The sequence below is a fragment of the Streptococcus parasanguinis genome (assembly GCF_047465465.1).
In the GTDB taxonomy this organism is placed as follows: Bacteria; Bacillota; Bacilli; order Lactobacillales; family Streptococcaceae; genus Streptococcus; species Streptococcus parasanguinis_AI.
Map to the genome: position 1 here is coordinate 1 of NZ_JASGZU010000002.1, position 17,302 is coordinate 17,302.

21 protein-coding genes are annotated in these 17,302 nt (G+C 40.5%); 7 read left to right on the plus strand and 14 right to left on the minus strand.

Features of this window, described 5'->3' with window-relative positions; all coding sequences use genetic code 11:
• Positions 1-698: LPXTG cell wall anchor domain-containing protein (locus QM351_RS04425; protein WP_414326723.1), on the plus strand; the 698-nt coding region annotated here is incomplete at its 5' end.
• A gap of 344 nt (positions 699-1,042) precedes the next feature.
• On the opposite strand, the gene QM351_RS04430 is transcribed toward QM351_RS04425, so the two are convergent.
• The 3 genes from QM351_RS04430 to QM351_RS04440 all read right to left on the minus strand — a co-directional run bounded on the left by QM351_RS04430 (position 1,043) and on the right by QM351_RS04440 (position 3,306).
• A complete protein-coding gene (locus QM351_RS04430) occupies positions 1,043-1,774 on the minus strand; it encodes a cyclase family protein (RefSeq protein ID WP_155199976.1) in 732 nt (243 codons plus the stop codon).
• A 12-nt stretch (positions 1,775-1,786) separates the two neighbouring features.
• On the minus strand, positions 1,787-2,929 hold the full coding sequence (locus QM351_RS04435) for a 5-methyltetrahydropteroyltriglutamate--homocysteine S-methyltransferase (protein ID WP_155199975.1): 1,143 nt from the start codon (positions 2,927-2,929) through the stop codon (positions 1,787-1,789).
• 164 nt (positions 2,930-3,093) lie between these two features.
• Entirely contained in the window at positions 3,094-3,306 is a 213-nt protein-coding gene (locus QM351_RS04440) for a YdbC family protein (protein ID WP_003002541.1), read from the minus strand.
• A gap of 90 nt (positions 3,307-3,396) precedes the next feature.
• On the opposite strand from QM351_RS04440, the gene QM351_RS04445 reads away from it, so the two are divergent.
• Positions 3,397-3,729 carry a hypothetical protein gene (locus QM351_RS04445; RefSeq protein ID WP_013903885.1) on the plus strand — a complete coding sequence of 111 codons (333 nt, stop codon included), beginning with the start codon at positions 3,397-3,399 and terminating at the stop codon, positions 3,727-3,729.
• A 215-nt stretch (positions 3,730-3,944) separates the two neighbouring features.
• Here the strand turns inward: QM351_RS04445 and QM351_RS04450 are convergent, their stop codons facing one another.
• Positions 3,945-4,274: a winged helix-turn-helix transcriptional regulator gene (locus QM351_RS04450; RefSeq protein WP_037607991.1), complete on the minus strand. Its 330-nt coding sequence runs from the start codon at positions 4,272-4,274 to the stop codon at positions 3,945-3,947.
• A gap of 268 nt (positions 4,275-4,542) precedes the next feature.
• Between QM351_RS04450 and QM351_RS04455 the strand changes: the two genes are divergently transcribed.
• Complete coding sequence (locus QM351_RS04455) at positions 4,543-5,913, plus strand: MFS transporter (protein WP_320909888.1); 1,371 nt, start codon at positions 4,543-4,545, stop codon at positions 5,911-5,913.
• A gap of 181 nt (positions 5,914-6,094) precedes the next feature.
• Here QM351_RS04455 and QM351_RS04460 read toward each other — a convergent pair whose 3' ends face one another.
• Complete coding sequence (locus QM351_RS04460) at positions 6,095-7,381, minus strand: peptidase U32 family protein (RefSeq protein ID WP_003002878.1); 1,287 nt, start codon at positions 7,379-7,381, stop codon at positions 6,095-6,097.
• A gap of 96 nt (positions 7,382-7,477) precedes the next feature.
• Positions 7,478-8,407 (minus strand): peptidase U32 family protein, encoded by a 930-nt coding sequence (locus QM351_RS04465; RefSeq protein ID WP_045759685.1) that lies wholly within the window; start codon positions 8,405-8,407, stop codon positions 7,478-7,480.
• A gap of 129 nt (positions 8,408-8,536) precedes the next feature.
• Between QM351_RS04465 and QM351_RS04470 the strand changes: the two genes are divergently transcribed.
• Positions 8,537-8,830, plus strand: coding sequence for a DUF3270 family protein (locus tag QM351_RS04470; RefSeq protein WP_201036687.1), 294 nt, complete (start codon positions 8,537-8,539; stop codon positions 8,828-8,830).
• 130 nt (positions 8,831-8,960) lie between these two features.
• Here QM351_RS04470 and QM351_RS04475 read toward each other — a convergent pair whose 3' ends face one another.
• From QM351_RS04475 to QM351_RS04510, 8 genes are all read right to left on the minus strand, one after another.
• On the minus strand, positions 8,961-9,419 hold the full coding sequence (locus QM351_RS04475; protein WP_414326724.1) for a YtxH domain-containing protein: 459 nt from the start codon (positions 9,417-9,419) through the stop codon (positions 8,961-8,963).
• 14 nt (positions 9,420-9,433) lie between these two features.
• Entirely contained in the window at positions 9,434-9,817 is a 384-nt protein-coding gene (locus QM351_RS04480; RefSeq protein WP_414326725.1) for a DUF948 domain-containing protein, read from the minus strand.
• A gap of 3 nt (positions 9,818-9,820) precedes the next feature.
• Positions 9,821-10,603: a prolipoprotein diacylglyceryl transferase gene (gene lgt, locus QM351_RS04485; protein ID WP_414326726.1), complete on the minus strand. Its 783-nt coding sequence runs from the start codon at positions 10,601-10,603 to the stop codon at positions 9,821-9,823.
• Entirely contained in the window at positions 10,600-11,532 is a 933-nt protein-coding gene (hprK, locus tag QM351_RS04490; RefSeq protein WP_150906381.1) for an HPr(Ser) kinase/phosphatase, read from the minus strand. Before hprK ends, lgt begins: the two co-directional genes overlap by 4 nt.
• 179 nt (positions 11,533-11,711) lie before the next feature.
• Complete coding sequence (locus tag QM351_RS04495) at positions 11,712-12,080, minus strand: hypothetical protein (RefSeq protein WP_414326727.1); 369 nt, start codon at positions 12,078-12,080, stop codon at positions 11,712-11,714.
• A gap of 12 nt (positions 12,081-12,092) precedes the next feature.
• Positions 12,093-12,374, minus strand: coding sequence for a PspC domain-containing protein (locus QM351_RS04500; protein ID WP_414326728.1), 282 nt, complete (start codon positions 12,372-12,374; stop codon positions 12,093-12,095).
• 74 nt (positions 12,375-12,448) lie between these two features.
• Entirely contained in the window at positions 12,449-12,901 is a 453-nt protein-coding gene (locus tag QM351_RS04505; protein ID WP_414326730.1) for a SprT family protein, read from the minus strand.
• Entirely contained in the window at positions 12,888-15,014 is a 2,127-nt protein-coding gene (locus tag QM351_RS04510; RefSeq protein WP_414327016.1) for a Tex family protein, read from the minus strand. Before QM351_RS04510 ends, QM351_RS04505 begins: the two co-directional genes overlap by 14 nt.
• 155 nt (positions 15,015-15,169) lie before the next feature.
• On the opposite strand from QM351_RS04510, the gene QM351_RS04515 reads away from it, so the two are divergent.
• Genes QM351_RS04515 through QM351_RS04525 form a run of 3 tightly spaced genes read left to right on the plus strand, consistent with a single transcriptional unit; the run spans position 15,170 to position 17,033 of the window.
• Positions 15,170-15,316 carry an SPJ_0845 family protein gene (locus QM351_RS04515; protein ID WP_009731407.1) on the plus strand — a complete coding sequence of 49 codons (147 nt, stop codon included), beginning with the start codon at positions 15,170-15,172 and terminating at the stop codon, positions 15,314-15,316.
• Complete coding sequence (locus QM351_RS04520) at positions 15,316-16,221, plus strand: permease (RefSeq protein WP_414326732.1); 906 nt, start codon at positions 15,316-15,318, stop codon at positions 16,219-16,221. The genes QM351_RS04515 and QM351_RS04520 overlap by 1 nt, the downstream gene beginning before the upstream one ends.
• Positions 16,218-17,033, plus strand: a complete 816-nt coding sequence (locus QM351_RS04525; protein WP_021153598.1) for a TIGR03943 family putative permease subunit — start codon at positions 16,218-16,220, stop codon at positions 17,031-17,033. Before QM351_RS04520 ends, QM351_RS04525 begins: the two co-directional genes overlap by 4 nt.
• Positions 17,034-17,302 lie beyond the last annotated feature (269 nt).

Consider the following 17,302-nt stretch of genomic DNA (forward strand, 5'->3'; position numbering starts at 1 on the left):
CGACTACTACTACAACTACGACTCAAGAGCCGACTACTACTACAACTACGACTCAAGAGCCGACTACTACTACAACTACGACTCAAGAGCCGACTACTACTACAACTACGACTCAAGAGCCGACTACCACAACCACTACGACTCAAGAGCCGACTACCACAACCACTACGACTCAAGAGCCGACTACCACAACCACTACGACTCAAGAGCCGACTACTACTACAACTACGACTCAAGAGCCGACTACCACAACCACTACGACTCAAGAGCCGACTACCACAACCACTACGACTCAAGAGCCGACTACCACAACCACTACGACTCAAGAGCCGACTACTACTACAACTACGACTCAAGAGCCTAAGACTACTGTAACTACAACACCTGAGACTCCTCCTACTACAACACCAGAGGAACCAGAAAATCATAATAGTAGTGAGGAAGATACAACAACCACTACGACTACAACTGTAGAACCTAAGACTTCTTCATCTACAACAGAAAATCCAAATAAACCTAGTTATTCTGGTACCACAACGACACCAAATGCGCCTGGTTCAAATGGTGGAAACAATGGTGGAGGTCGCAAACCACTTCTTCCAAATACAGGTGAAGTTGTTGCATCTGGACTTGTCTTCTCAGGAATTCTTGTCTTAGCAGGTGCTGTTGGAATCAAACGGAAATTGACTCGTCAATAATTTCTCAATTAAAAATAGTCAATCTTCTAACGAAATAGACTTTCAATGCATTTTAAAAAATAGTTCAACTAACAAAGAGAGATCCTTTTGGCTCTCTCAGATTGAGAAAAGACCCTAGAATACAAGATTCTAGGGTCTTTTCTTTGTGTAAGCCCTATAAAGATTTGGCTTACACCGGTTCGCCTTCATCTTAAAACATTGGTGAAATAATTAACGAATATCCCTTTTTATTTTCTCTAAATCAGGTTTTTGTATGGAATATCAGATGATAACGAAAATAGTTTCGAAAATACAAAAAGACAAACGTCCAAATGTGACGTCTGTCTTCAAGCTTTTTTCTTTGTTTATGGTAAGATGGCAATGGCACGAACCGGTGAACCAGTTGCCTTGTCCCAATGAGGGAAAGCAATCGAAATCAAGGCACCTACAGCTGGGACTTGATCCAAGTGGTTCAAGACTTCAACTTGGTAGATGTTTTGTTCCAAGAGGTAGTATTCATTGACCAAGCCATGCTCTGCTGCTGGAATACCCGCATCGGTATCAAAGGTTTCATGCCCCACAGCCTTGACATGGCGTTCATGAATCAAGAATTCCAGAGCTTCACGGCTCCATCCTGGGCTTTGTTGAACCCCATTTTCATCAAGGTTGCGCATAGCATCTTGATCCGGCCAACGTTTTGACCAATCACTACGGAAGGCCACAAAGGCCCCTTCTTCAATTTGTCCATACTCTGCTTCAAAGTCTAAGATATCTTGTTTGCTCAAGATAAAGTTTGGATTCACAGCAACTTCTTTAGACTTGTCGATAACATAGAGTGGCAAGAGGAGATCTTTAAGGGCAATCTCATCTAACCAACGTCCACCTTCTACAAAGTGAATTGGTGCATCGATATGCGTACCGTATTGACCAACCACTGTAAATTTTTGAACATGAAAACCATCTTTTAGTGTGAAGAGATCTTCTTGTTGTAAAGCAGGAAGGGCTGGGAAGTGTGGACTTTCCGCATTGATCTGATGACTCAAATCCACCCATTTTTTAGCTTGCAATTCTTTATAAATACTTAGTAAATCTGACATGTTTCTTCCTCCTTATTCGCCCCAAACTTCAGCGACAATTTCTTTAATCAAACCTATTTTTTTCCATTGGTCTTCTTCTGTCAAAATGTTTCCTTCTTCTGTTGAAGCAAATCCACACTGAGTAGACAGGTAAAGATTTTCTAAAGGTACATACTGACTCGCTTCTTTAATACGAGCGATGACTTCATCCTTGTTCTCCAGTTGACCACTCTTAGATGTCAAGAGGCCTAACACCACTCCTTTTCCAGGGGTCACTTCTGCAAGTGGTTCAAAACCACCAGCACGATCGGTATCAAACTCAAGGAAGTACGCATTGACCGCTTCTTCTCCAAGGAGTTCTTTGGCAATCGGTGCATAGCCACCTGATGAAGCCCAGGTGGAATGGAAGTTCCCACGACAAACGTGTGTATTGACGGTCAAACCAGCTGGAACATTTTGGTAGACATCGTTGTTAAAGGTCAAGAAGAGATCAGCGAGTTCCCGGCGAACCTCATCTTTTGACTTGCCTTGAGCTGCTCCCCAAGCCGTCAAGAAATGATCATCTACCAAGACACCCCACGTACAGTCATCCACTTGAAGAGTCCGAAGTCCTGCATCATACAAATCTTGAATCACTTGAAGATAGGCTTGCTTGATGTCTTCACGAACAGCCGCAAAATCAGGATAGATGGTATTCAATTGCTCTACATGTTCTGCATCACGGATCAATTCAAAATAGAATTGCGCAGGTGCTGGAATGGTATATTTAGCCTCTACACCATCTACATCTGCTACAAGATCACGCAAGAACTTGTAATGCTCTACAAATGGATGATTGGCTCCTGTAATTTTTCCAACGACAAGTGCTGAGTCCGCCTTGGTTGTTTCATCATGGAATTGATAGCCTTGAGCAGCTTGGACATGATCAATACCCCCAAAGCCCCAGAAGAAATCCAAATGCCAATAAGCACGGCGGAATTCTCCATCTGTTACTGACTTCAGACCAGCAGCAATTTCTTTTTCAACGAGGTCACGAATCTCCTGATCTTCTACTTTTGTTAAGTCAGCCTGACTGATTTTTCCAGCTGCGAAATCTTCACGAGCTTGAACCAAAACGGCTGGACGAAGAAATGAACCAACATGGTCTACGCGATAAGGTGCATGTGTAGGTGTCAATATGAATTCCTCTTTCCTATAAATTTTACATTAATTCATCAATGCAACCATTATAGCAGTCTAACACTTGATAAACAAGGGTTTGGGATAATCTAATATCTTTGACATCTATATAGTCTTAGACTATAACAAAAAAAGAAGTCCTTGAAGGACCTCTTTTTATTTTAATTTTTAAATGCATCGAGCATAACTTGAAACTCTTCGTTCGTGAGTGTAATGCCTTTCCCCATCTTTGTATGGTCGGGACTCCAGGTCCGGATATCATACTTAGCTGGAGCACCGTTAAAACTTACACGGTTCAATTCCTTGGTCCAACCCTTGTCATTTTCTGACAAGACCAGTAAATGTTCTTCGATTTGGAATGAAAATTCTGCCATTTCACGACTCCTTTCTTGCCTTCTCATCTCTATTATTCGTAAATCATTTACAAAATCGTTGAAATTATCTATAATATATTGTATCAAGTTATGGAGAATTTAGCTATGAAAAAATTTCTCGAGATCGTTAAAGACCGAGCAAATGAATTTTTCAATGGAAAAGTCAGTACCCCTGCCCCATTAGAAGATGAGAGAATTATTGAAATCATTCAACAAGCTTTGCGAAAAAAACAAGGGGTTCATGTTATTTTTTCAAACAAGAGTTTTACAGGTGATATTGTCAAGTATGACCAAGAACGCCGACAACTGATCGTGAAAAATTTTAAAAAGAGTATGTCCACGATTATTCGGATTTCTGAGATCCAGAAAATCAGTTTGGTCCCCAATAATATTCGCATCGCCCAACAAAAAGGAGAGGTTTAACCCTCTCTTTTATATTGAAGACAAACGTCATTTTTGGCGTTTGTTTTTATTACTTTCAATCTCATTTCTATATTTATTAGAGTATCAAAAAAATTCCAGTACATACTACTAGTATTGACGTTGCCTTGATTAAAAAGGTTACCAAATCTTTCGTAATTACATTATCTATTTATAGAAAAATATTAGTAATAAATTACGTAAATTCAATCTAATCTCTAATCACCATAAGTTTGCTCCCATTTTTTCATTTCTTCAACGATACTTCTTAGAGCAATACCTTTTTTTGTCATTTTATATTCAACCTGTGGAGGCGATGTCGGTAAAACTTTTCTTGATAAAATACCTTCTTGCTCGAAATCATGTAACCGTTGAGCTAATATTCTAGGATTAATACCTTCTACACTACGCAAAAGACTACTATAATGTATATTACCATCAATAATTTCAGATAAGATCTCAAGAGTAAATTTACCTTTTAGTAAATTCAAGACCCTTCTTGCTGGACAAATTGATTTTTTCAAAGATTGCTTCATGCAAGTCTCCATTCGTTTCCTCCTTTTTTGATAGTTACTATACTTTTTTTCCCTTCTTGTTTCAGAAATAATTACATGATAAGCTAATTATATCATTTGAAAGGGGAAATTACTATGGATATTATAACTAAGTTTGACCGTATCAAAGATATTCTCGGTTGCGCTGATGGAAGATACTTTGGCACTGGATATACTCAAGTAAAATGTTTTCAGAAAGTTAAATATATTGCTTTTGATTGATAAATGAAAATTGGTTTGATGAAATAACGGAGGAAGCTTGATGAAAAAAACAAATACAAAAGCGCCAGCTTATCTACTTTTTATTCTTTCACTAGGATACATTATGGCGGTCCTAGATACAACCGGAGTGGTTCTTGCTGTTCCCCATATTGAAACAGCTATGAGCGTCTCATTAGAGCAATCCATTTGGATTATTAACGCCTATACACTAGCTTTAGGGTCTTTACTCCTACTTTCAGGAAATCTAACAACAAAATATGGTTCTAAACGAATTTTATTATTTGGAATGACAATTTTTACACTTGCCTCATTTGGGTGCTCTTTTTCACCAAATATTGAAACATTAATTATACTTAGATTCATTCAAGGTTTCGGTGCTTCTTTGTTTATGCCTAGTTCATTAGCACTTTTATTCATTTCATACCCTGATTCTACTAAAAGAGCACGTATGTTAGGAATTTGGACAGCAATTATTTCTGTTGCAACCGGTACTGGTTCTTTTATTGGTGGACTAATTATTAACTACTTCGGATGGAGGGGTATTTTCTTAATCAATATTCCATTGGGAATTTTGACAGTAATTTCTATATTACTTCTCGTGAAAAACAATATTGCCAATCCAAAGACCAGAATTGACATTTTCAGTAATATCTTTCTTGTTGCAACTATCGGAAGTCTAGTTATTTACCTTGTTGAAGGGAATCAATATGGCTATACTAACCTAAATCTTTTATTGTTTCTTCTCCTGTTTTTATTATTTGCTATTGGTTTAGTAGTCCACGATAAAAAAAGTAAAGCACCTATTGTTCCCCACCAACTATTAAAAAATGCTAAGTTTATTGTCTCTAATCTGTTGGGCTTAGTGGTTAATATTTCATTATATGGTATCGTTTTGGTGCTAGGTCTTTATTTTCAAACTTATTTAAACCTCTCCTCAATGATTTCTGGACTCCTCATTCTACCAGGAATGATTGTCTTAATTATTGGTAATTTATTTTATGCACGTGCTGTAAAACGATTTTCCGTGGGGAGCCTAGCTACTGTCTCAATTATTTTTGCCATTGTAGGAGCAGCAGGAATTTTTGGAATGGGAGTCTTTTTTCATGAAATTCAACTATACATCCTAATTCCTTTATTTTCTTTAATGAGTCTAGGTATCGGTGTTTTAACTCCAGCGACTACAACCATTCTTATGGAAGCTGCTGGTCAAGAATTATCTGGAATTGCAGGTGCAACTCTAAACGCTAACAAACAAATTGGTGGACTTTTTGGTACAACAATTATGGGGATTATAACTACTAATTTATCCCATGATTGGAATATGGCCATCATTGTCGCATTTCTTGTTAACGTGATAATGTATATTGCTACTTGGTTAATTGCTAGTCGTTACCTTTATGGAAAAGAATAAAACTAAACAGAATGCATTCAATTTAAAAGTTGATTATACAGAAAAAAACTCTTACAAATGCTATTATGTAGGGATTCAAAGAGTTTTCACTATATGGTAACCAAACTCTATAGGAGAAGTTTTTCTTTTCCTGATAGGATTTGTCTACATTCTGAGAGAGGTTTAACCCTCTCTTTTTTTGTTATACTCGAACAGTTTTACTTGCGCCATCTTTTGAGTAGAGATTGATCAAACCTTCTTGACAAGAACGAATCATATCTCCCGGTTTCACTTCTTGTGGGACAGTGATCGTGAGAAGTTCCATCGGATTTGGTGCGCGATCAATCTTCACTCCATCCTTATCATGTAAGTCTTGGATCTGGCATTCAAAATGTCGGAAGCCTGGTCCGTAGAATTCCACTTGGTCCCCTTCATTGATCACATTCCGTTGACGAATCGTCGCGGTCATGGTAGATGGATCAAAGTCTACTACTTCTCCTACAAATTTGTATTGAGGAATCTTACGACGTGCCCCAAACAATTGTTCATTTTCAGTCGGTGTTTGGTAGTAGAATCCAGTTGCCAATTCACGTTGAGCAACTTTCCACAATTCATTGATCAAATCATCCTTGATGGCATAAAAGGCTTCTGGACTTTCCATATAAGCATCGCAAGCAGCCTTGTAACAGTTGGCAACTGTTGATACGTAATGGACAGATTTCATTCGGCCTTCAATCTTCAAGCTATCAACCCCATTGTCAATCATGTCTGGAATATTCTCGATCATACACATGTCAACGGCTGACATAGAGTATTCTTCTGGGACTTGCCCTTTGATACTCTTACGTTCTTGGCCGAATGGCATGTCGTAAAGGTCGTATTTCCAACGGCAAGATTGAGAACAGCCACCACGGTTGGCATCCCGGTCAGACATGTGGTTAGAAAGGGTACAACGTCCGGAGTAGGAAATACACATCGCTCCATGAACGAAGGCTTCGATCTCAAGATCGGTACGCTTACGAATCTCTGCCAACTCTTCCATGGATACCTCGCGGGCCAAGACGACACGGGTCAAACCATATTCTTTCCAGAAATGGAAGGTCTCCACATTGGTTGCAGAAGCTTGCGTAGACAAGTGAATATTGAGTCCAGGTGCATAAGTTGCACAGATTTCAATCAAGGCAGGGTCTGAGACGATCACGGCATCAAGGCCCATATCCCGTAATTCACGGAACCATTCACCAGCCCCTTGTTCATTTCCCTCATGGGTCACCATGTTTGAAGCAACGTGCACATCTACTCCACGGGCATGAGCATACTCAATTCCTTCACGAAGCTCATCCATGGTGAAGTTTCCGGCACGGCTACGCAAACCATAGGCTTGTCCACCAACAAACACAGCGTCTGCCCCATAATTAACGGCAACTTTTAATTTTTCTAATGTTCCAGCAGGTACCAAAACCTCTGGACGTTTTTTTGTATTTGTCATGTTTTCTCCAATTTACAAGATTGTCGATATGATGAATAGCCTCTTCGTTCCCTGAAAAAGGAAAACTCACAAACGAAGAAGCCCTAGTATTATTTGTTATTTTACACGATCTGGTTCATAATCATAGAAACCAGTATCCAAACCACGATTAGCTGGATGTAATTTGCGGATTTCTTCATCAAACAGATAGGCTTGATCCTGTGTAAATGTTCCTTTTTGAATCAAATCACGGGCCTTGACAAAGTACTCTGTAATCTTGACAAAGTTTTCACCCGGACAGTAGACACCATCGAGTTTCCAATGATCAAAGCCATGTTCTACCAACTCAGACAATTTGGTCATCATATTCAAGTCATTATTTGAGAAGATATGGGTTCCATGTTTGTCCTCATAGACTGAATAATGAGAATTTGGATCTCCTGGTTCTGCTAAGAACAGATCGCGATCTTTGGTCACAGATTCTTCTGTCTTGATGAAGTTGTAATAATTCTGAAGAAGAGGTCGTTTTGAATGGTGAATAATGCTAGCACCATAGACCAATACTTCTGCTGGAATCTGAAGATTCTCAGCCATTACGAATAATTCGGCAGATGGAATCTCACGAGCCAAAACAGCTTCAGAAGCTCCTGCTTGTTTTCCCCAGAAGTTGATCTGGCGGCTAGAAGTGACCATGGTTGAGGCATCGTAAATCGTTTTGAATGGATAGCCATCTCGTTTCAAGACATAAAAAACGCCCGCATCTCCGACAGTAATATAATCAGCCTGAATTTCTTTCAAAAAGTCTAAGAAAGGCTTGATTGAATCCATCATCGATTGGTGCATGAGTGCATTTACAGCCACTGTCAATTCTTTGCCAGCAGCATGGACTAGTTGAGCAATTCGATTTATTTCGTCATAGCTTAAAGTTTGAGGCAATCGTAATCCGTAATCTTTTTCACCGACATAGATTCGGTCAACCCCTGCATCAATCAGGGCTTGCGCTTGCTCAACACTCTCTGCTGTTGCTGTAATAATAATATTTTTCATAGAACCATTATAACAAAAATTCCGATATTCTAGAAAAATTTATTCATTTTGTAAAATTTGTAACATTTTTGTAACATTTATATAGCTGAATTCATGATAGAATAATAGAGTACTGTTAGGAGAGAGAAAATGCCCGTAAGAAATTTAAGACACTATGATGAAGAATTCGATTATATCGAATTAACCAAACAAACCCAAGAAACCCCTATTCAGGACTATGCTCCTGAAGTTGAACCCACACCCCAATTAAGTGAATTGCTATATTTTTTAAATATCGCTGTTTTCTGTGTGTTGACGGTTGTATTTAGTTTTATCTTTTTAGCAACAAAAATGAATACCTTCTTTGCGTTTGCTTTAGCGATTGGTTCTAGCTTTGCTAGTATTCAAGGATTCCGAATTTACTACAATAAACGAAAAAAATAAAAATCAGGTTTTCCTGATTTTTTTATTTACTCGAATTTTTTTAATTGGAATAACAATTGGAAGACAAAACTTAACTGCCAATTGCCATCTTACCTTCCATAAAAAATGAGGCTCACTGAGCCTCATTTTTTTATACTTCTTTTGTTTCTTCTTCAGCTGCTTCTTCAGAATCTTTTTCATCCAAGTCTAACACGATGTCTTCAGATTCTGTTTGTTTGCGAATGGATTGAACCAAGTCATTGCCACTTAGATTTTCTTTTTGAAGTTTATCCTTAAATGAGTGATAGACTTCTTGAGATTTTTCAACCACATCTTGCGTTTTTTCTTTGACAGATTCCAAAACACTTCCTGTCGTAATTTCTCCAGAACCAACTTTTTCTTTGGTTTGTTGGATCACTTCTGCTGCTTGTTTTGAAACATCCTTAGCAGTTTGTTTCACCGATTCATGTACTTCTTGAGGATCTTCTTGATAATCTTTTACGAAGCGCACCACTTTTTTAGTGACTTTCTTTCCTTGCTCTGTTGATAAATAGTAGGCTGCTGAAGCACCTGAAATCACACCAATTAATAAACTAGATAAACGTCCCATATTCTTCCTCGATTCTATTTAAATAATTTTGAAGCCATCTTAATCGCTTTTAATCCGATAGAGGCTTTCACTGTTTTTCCACCAGCTGATACAGCTTTGGAACCTAATTGACGGGCTTGATCATTCAAATCTGAAACAGACTCTGAAAGATCTGCTACAGCTGTAAACAAGGGGTCGATCGTTGCCACTTTTTGATTCAAATCATCCGTTAAAACATTGACTTTTGCCAATAGATCATTGGTCTGATGCAAGGTGACATTGACATCCGATGTTAAGACTTGGATGGTCTTTTGCGTCTCATCTACGACTTTTCCAATCTTTGAGAGGAAGAAAATCAGGTAAATGACTAACGCTACTAAAGCAAGGCCTAAGAGACCGTATGCGATTTCAATAAACATATGTTACTCCTTTTCTTCTACATAATAGGGGGCTTTTTTGTGACGTTGGTAAACGATAATGGCGAGTCCAACTAGAATCAGGATCATCGATAGCCACTGGGAAACACGTAAACCCGCAAACATCAAGCTATCCGTCCGCATTCCCTCGATAATCATTCGCCCAAAACCATACCAAATGAGGTAAAAGGCTGTGATTTCACCTTGCCTCAAAAAATGAGGTTTTCTACGAAAAAGCAAGATCAAGAGAAATCCTAACAGATTCCAACTGGATTCATATAAGAAAGTTGGCTGACGATAACTGCCATCTATATACATTTGGTCTCGAATAAAAGAGGGCAGGTAGTTGAGACTCTTAACAGTAGCTCCATAAGCTTCCTGGTTGAAGAAGTTCCCCCAGCGACCAATGCTCTGGGCAATCATGACGCTTGGGGCCGCAATATCTAAAAAGTCGATCGGTTCAATCAAACGTCTACGAGAGAAAAGATAAAGAACTAAAGCACCCGTTAAGAGACCACCATAAATCGCGATTCCTCCGTTCCAAATAGCAAAAATCTCACCAAGGTGCTGGCTATAATAGCCCCATTCGAAAGTAACGTAATAGAGTCTGGCACCCACAATCGCAAGAGGAAAAGCAATCAGAATGAAATCAATGATGGCATCTGGATCAATTTTCTTACGTGGCGCTTCTTTCATGGAAAGATAAACAGCTAGAATCAAACCAGAGACAATACAAATTGCGTACCAACGAATACTGAACGGACCTAATTGAAGGGCTACTGGATTCATTCCTTCACCTCATTTTGACTAATCAACTGGGACAAACGTTCTTCAAAGGTTTTAGTGGCATCATAGCCCATTTGTTTGGCACGAACATTCATGGCTGCTGCTTCAATCACGACCGAAATATTTCGACCTGTCTTCACTGGAATGCGAATACGAGGAATGGTGACTCCACCGATTTCTAACTCTTCTGCGTTGTTACCAAGACGATCATAAGTTTGGTCCTTAGCATAATTTTCCAGGTAAACGTCGATTTGAACTTGTGAAGAATCCTTCACAGCACTCGCACCGTATAGACTCATGACATCGATAATCCCGACACCACGGATTTCTAGTAGGTGACGTAGGATTTCAGCAGGCTCTCCCCAAAGGGTCATCTCATCTCTCGCATAGATATCGACTCGGTCATCCGCTACGAGACGGTGACCCCGCTTGACAAGTTCCAAAGCTGTCTCGCTCTTACCGATCCCGCTATCTCCTTGGATCAAGACCCCCATCCCATAAATATCCATCAAAACACCATGAACACTGGTACGTTCTGCCAAGCGGCTATCCAAATAACTGGATAACTCACCAGACAAACGGCTCGTCGCAACATTGCTCTTTAAAATAGCCAGCTGCTTCTCTTCCGCAGCCCGTAACATTTCTTCTGGAATGTCCAAATTCCGCGCGACAATGATGACAGGTGTCTCTGGCTGGAACATCTTGCGTAAAACTTGATGTCGGTTGTGAGAGCTCATCTTCACCAGGTAGGACCATTCTTTCATTCCTACAAGCTGAATCCGCTCAGGTGTGTAATAGTCAAAATAGCCCGTCATTTCAAGACCTGGACGTGAGATGTCCGCAGTCGTAATTTCCTTGCTTAAGAGGTTATCATCCCCATAAACAACTGACAGACGAAGCTTTTCCTGTATATCGCGAACAGTAACTGCCATATCATTCTCCCTTTTAAAATTCTCTCTCTATTATAGCAGATTTTCTCTTCAGACGAGAGACTGAAGTGTCATTTGAATGATCCATTTTCAACTCCTTTTTAATGCGACTAAAAAGAGGCCAAGACAAATGTCTCTAACCTCTAGGAAATGATGGTAACATCTGAAGAATGCTCCAGCCTTCAGCCTTGCAAGAAATCTTTAATCATGGATTTGATTCCAGTCGAGACAGCATAGACCACCGCATTTGAAGGAAATGCGATCAAGCCGAGCATAAAGGCGGTAGGTCCTCCCCCCAACAAGGACAAAACCAGGCACAACATCGGCAGAAATAAAATCGAAAACCGATAAATTTGTGGCTTTCTAGCCATTTCTGTTGACAGAAACAAGAGGTAGAAGAGACTATTCCAAATGCCCAGTGGATAAAGGGCCATTCCGATAAAAACTGTTCCAACTCCTTCACCAAAAACACGATTTAAAATGAAAAACTGTCCTATAAAACTGAAGAAGAGATATAGAATAAAAGCAAGGTAATAGAACTTCTGCTTCATCCGGATCTCCTTTTAGAAAAACGGACTATCATTCTGATCATGAATGGGTTCGGCCTCTTTTCTCCGACGAGGTCGAGGGCCATCGTCAAATATTTCCTGCTCCTCTTCGTCCTTATAAGGTAAGGTCGTATCTAACAGCAAGTAGATAATTACACCGATAAAGGCATGAGAGACCGTAAAAAGAATAAACAAGAAGCGTAGCAGCGTTACACTCAGATCAAATTTATCAGCCAGCCCAGCTAGCACACCTGAAACCAGGCGGTGGCGTTTTGATTTGTAAAATGATGATGTCATTTGATTTTCCTCTTTCTAGTTAGACCTATTTTAGCAGAGTCTAACTAGAAAGAGATCCGCCTAAAGACCGATTCTCATTCCTGTCTCATTTCAAGGAGTTGCAGACGACCGTGACAGCGACCGCAAGCATATTTCTTCAGATCGATTTTTCGCTTTCGCCTATACTCTTGTCTACAATGAGAACATCGGTAGAGATAAACTCGCTTTTTTCTCGATTTTTCTGGTAGCGGTGGTGTGAATCGAAGTCCATCCACTTGCTGAAGGAGCTGTTTAAAGGCTAGATCTTTGTGGCGATAGCCTTTTCCTTGGTCGTAAAGATGGTAATGGCAGAGCTCATGGCGGACGATTTTCCGAAAGGTCTCTAATCCGAAAGTCTGGTAAATCTTGGGGTTGAAATCAAGATGCCGATCCTTAGGAAAGAAACGGCCTCCTGTGGTTTGCAGACGCGGATTCCACACTGCTTGATGGCGGAATTCCCTACCAAAATCTTCCAGAGATACCTGGCGTACATAGTCAGTCAGATTCATTCGGTGCTACCAAACTGAGGTTGACTTTTTCACGTTCCACGTCGATCTTCTTCACCCAGACCGTCACTACATCTCCTACAGAGACGACTTGGCTTGGATGCTTGATAAATTGATTGCTCATATGGGAGATATGAATCAAGCCATCCTCGTGAATGCCAATATCGACAAAGGCTCCGAAATCAACCACATTGCGCACAACCCCTTCTAATTTTTGACCAATGTGGAGATCTTTAATATCCAAGACATCCTGACGGAGCACTGGTGCATCAAAGGAATCTCGCAAATCACGACCTGGTTTTAGGAGATCAGCAATGATATCTTTCAGGGTTTCCGGCCCCAGTTCTAGCTGGGTCGACATTTCCTCTATCTTGACAGCTTTTAATTTTTCTTGAGCAGATTCATCCAGTTCGGTAATCCCAAGGAGTTCAAAAAGTTTTTCAACTTCCTTGTAACTTTCAGGGTGGACGCCAGTATTGTCCAAGATGTTTTTACTTTCAGGAATGCGTAAGAATCCCGCTGCCTGCTCGAAAGCCTTGGCTCCGAGACGAGGGACTTTTTTAATCTGCGCGCGTGAAAGGATCATTCCTTCTTCTTCCCGGTATTTCACGATATTTTCAGAGATGGTCTTATTAAGCCCTGCTACATGCGCTAAGAGAGAGGGACTAGCGGTATTGATATTAACCCCAACTTGGTTGACGACCGTATCTACCACGAAATCCAAACTTTCCGTCAATTTTTTCTGATTGACATCGTGCTGGTATTGACCGACACCGATGGATTTGGCATCGATTTTCACCAATTCTGCTAAGGGATCTTGCAGACGACGGGCAATGGAGATGGCCGAGCGTTTTTCAACGGTTAATTCTGGGAACTCATGACGGGCCAACTCACTAGCTGAGTAGATAGAAGCTCCGCTTTCATTGACAATGACATAGCGAACCCCTGGATGGTCATGAAGCACTTCAGCGACGAAGGCCTCACTTTCACGGCTAGCGGTTCCATTCCCGATTGCAATAATCTCTACGTCAAACTCCTTGATCAAGGAGGACAAATCTTTCTTGGCCTGCTCGATCTGAGCTGGTTTTGCAGGGGCAACCGGATAGATAACCTGGGTGGCAAGCATTTTGCCTGTCTCATCGACAACCGCTAATTTGGCACCGGTCCGAAAAGCTGGGTCAAATCCAAGGACCACGCGCCCTTTTAATGGAGGGATAAGCAATAGATTCCGTAGATTTTCAGAGAACAATTGAATGGCACCGTCTTCTGCCACCTCTGTCAACTCTGTCCGAATTCGACGTTCAATCGCAGGTACGATTTTTTTCTTAACCGCTTGCTGAATAACGTCATCGACATAGGCATTTTTGCTTTTAAAACGGGCTTCAAAGATGCGAATGATTCGATCCAGATGGTGCTCAAATCCGACTTTAAGAACCCCCAATTTTTCCCCACGATTGAGAGCCAGGGTCCGGTAGCCCTGCATACTCTTAATCTTCTCAGAAAAATCATAGTAGATTTCAAAGGTTCTCTTAGGATCTAAGCTTTCATCCTTCAAGGTTGACGTCATGAGGGAATGACCATGAATTTCTTGATAGGTAAGGGCCCGCAATTGGGTATCCTCTGAAATAGCCTCTACCAGAATATCCACTGCACCAGTTAAAGCAGCGGTTTCAGTTGGGAAGGTCTCACAGGTAAATTTCTGTGCCTCTACTTCCAAGTTTGGACTATTTTGTAGGATGAGACGTGCCAAGGGGAAAAGTCCTGCTTCTCGGGCAATCGTGGCCTTGGTCCGCCGTTTTTCCTTATAAGGTAGATAAAGCTCTTCGACATCTGCTAATTTCTCAGCAGCTTCAATGGCCTGCTTGAGCGCCTCTGTCAGTTTGCCTTGTTCCTCAATCTTAGCAAGGACGGTTTCCTTTCGTTCAGCTAGAGCTGTTAAGGATTTGTCCCGATCAAAAATAGCCTTGATCGCTACTTCATCTAAATTTCCCGTCATATCTTTTCGATAGCGAGCAATGAAGGGAATGGTTGAGCCTTCTGCGGTCAGACTCAATACGGTATCGATTTGTTTTAAGCTAACACCCAATTCTTGGGCTATTTTTTCATATTTATCCATAGCTTCTATTATAGCATATTTTACCGTAGCCAAGGCTTCTAGCCACCTATTTGCTAGGGTTTTGTAGAAGTTTCCTCCTTGTCTTTTATGCTCTATTTCCCCCTTGATCTTTCCTTTTTGTTATAATGATAGAAAACGAAAAAGGAGGCCCAAAAATGGCTATTAAATTTTCTAAGACAGATGATCTTGATAAAATGTTTGAAAACTTTGCAAGTTTTCCAGATCTAGAAAAAACAGTTGAATTCCCCGAAGAAAAAAAGAAAGCAGAAACGGCTGCTAAAGATGCAAAGAAGGCTAAGTAATGACATTCTTTCAACACTTTCCCTCTAGCGTCTTGCAGGCTGGGGCTATTTTTCTCTCGATTATCATCGAGGCCCTGCCCTTTGTCCTGATCGGAAGTATCATTTCAGGAATGATTGAGGTTTATGTCACACCTGAGAAGGTTTACCGTTTTCTTCCCAAAAATAAATTTGGGCGAATCTTCTTTGGGACCTTTATCGGCTTTATCTTTCCTTCCTGTGAATGCGGAATTGTTCCCATTATCAATCGCTTTCTAGAAAAGAAAGTTCCAAGTTATACTGCTGTTCCCTTTCTGGTGACAGCACCTGTCATCAATCCCATCGTTCTCTTTGCGACCTATTCAGCCTTTGGGAATTCTATTAAGATGGCCCTCTATCGAGCCCTTGGTTCCCTACTGGTCGCAACGGTACTAGGGATCTTCCTTGGCTTTATTCAGACAGATTCAATCCAAAAAGAACATCGCAAGCCTGTGCATGAACATGATTTTAGCGATTTAAGCAAAGGCCAAAAGCTCTTTCAAGTCTTGGTGCAGGCAATTGATGAATTCTTTGATACAGGACGCTACTTGGTATTCGGTTGTCTTTTTGCAAGCTTCGTCCAAGTCTATGTCCCAACACGTATCCTCACTTCAATCAGTGCGACACCGGTTATTGCTATTCTCCTCCTTATGGCCTTGTCCTTCCTCCTCTCACTTTGTAGCGAGGCAGACGCCTTTATCGGCTCCTCTCTTCTGAGTAGTTTTGGAGTAGCGCCGGTGCTGGCCTTTCTGGTGATTGGACCCATGCTTGATGTCAAGAATCTCCTCATGATGAAAAATTATCTCAAGACCCGTTTTATCTGGCAATTTATCGGAATTGTCTGTGGAGTTGTGCTCCTATACTCTTGGATTGTGGGGGTAGCTTTATGATACGATTTTTGATCTTAGCAGGTTATTTTGAGCTCACCATGTATCTTCAATTATCCGGTAAGCTCAATCAATACATCAACTTACACTATTCTTACTTGGCTTATATTTCCATGTTTTTGTCCTTCGTTTTAGCTCTTGTGCAGCTGATTATCTGGGTCAAACAAATGAAAATCCATAGTCATCTATCCGGCTTATGGGCAAAAGTGGCGAGTATCTTCTTGCTCTGTATTCCTTTATTTGTCGGCTTATTTTTCCCAACAGTGACGCTGGATTCTCAAACTGTCTCTGCCAAAGGCTATCACTTCCCAGTGGCAGCAGGTTCTTCCAAAGAAATTCAACAGGATGAAGGGACAACAACCCAGTATCTCAAACCGGATACCAGTAGCTATTTCACTAAGTCCGCCTATGAGTCAGAGATGAAGCAGGCAGCTAAGAAATATGTTGATAAAAAAGTGATCCAGGTGACCACTGAAAATTATATGGAAGTCATGGAAGTCATTTATGATTATCCAGACCAATTTGCGGGAAAGACTATCGAGTTGACCGGTTTTGTTTACAATGACCCTAATAACAAAGACAGTCAATTCCTCTTTCGATTTGGGATCATCCACTGTATCGCAGACTCGGGTGTCTACGGTCTTTTAACAACCGGTGCTCCTCAACATTTTGACAACAATACCTGGATCCATGCAAAAGGAACCTTGTCCATTGAATACCACAAACAGCTCAAGCAAAGCTTGCCTGTCCTCCACATTACGGATTGTCAAACCATTACAAAACCGTCTAATCCTTATGTCTACCGCGTATTCTGATGGAGCTGCCGTTGTAGATCCAAACATCTTATAACTGTTCAAGCTAGAATTCACATTGGTTCTAGCTTTTAGAACGTTGAAAAACTTTATTTGTAAAATGAGTTAAGTGATTTTATTAAGAAAGAAAAATTAGTTCTATTTTTTAATGATCAAGAAAATACTGAAACTTTCCGCCGTGAGAAAAGTGCTTGAACCATTACCATTTCAAGCACTCGGGAGTTTTGAGACCTTAGGCTCAAAACTAAGTCATGGAACTTCGAAGAAGTTCG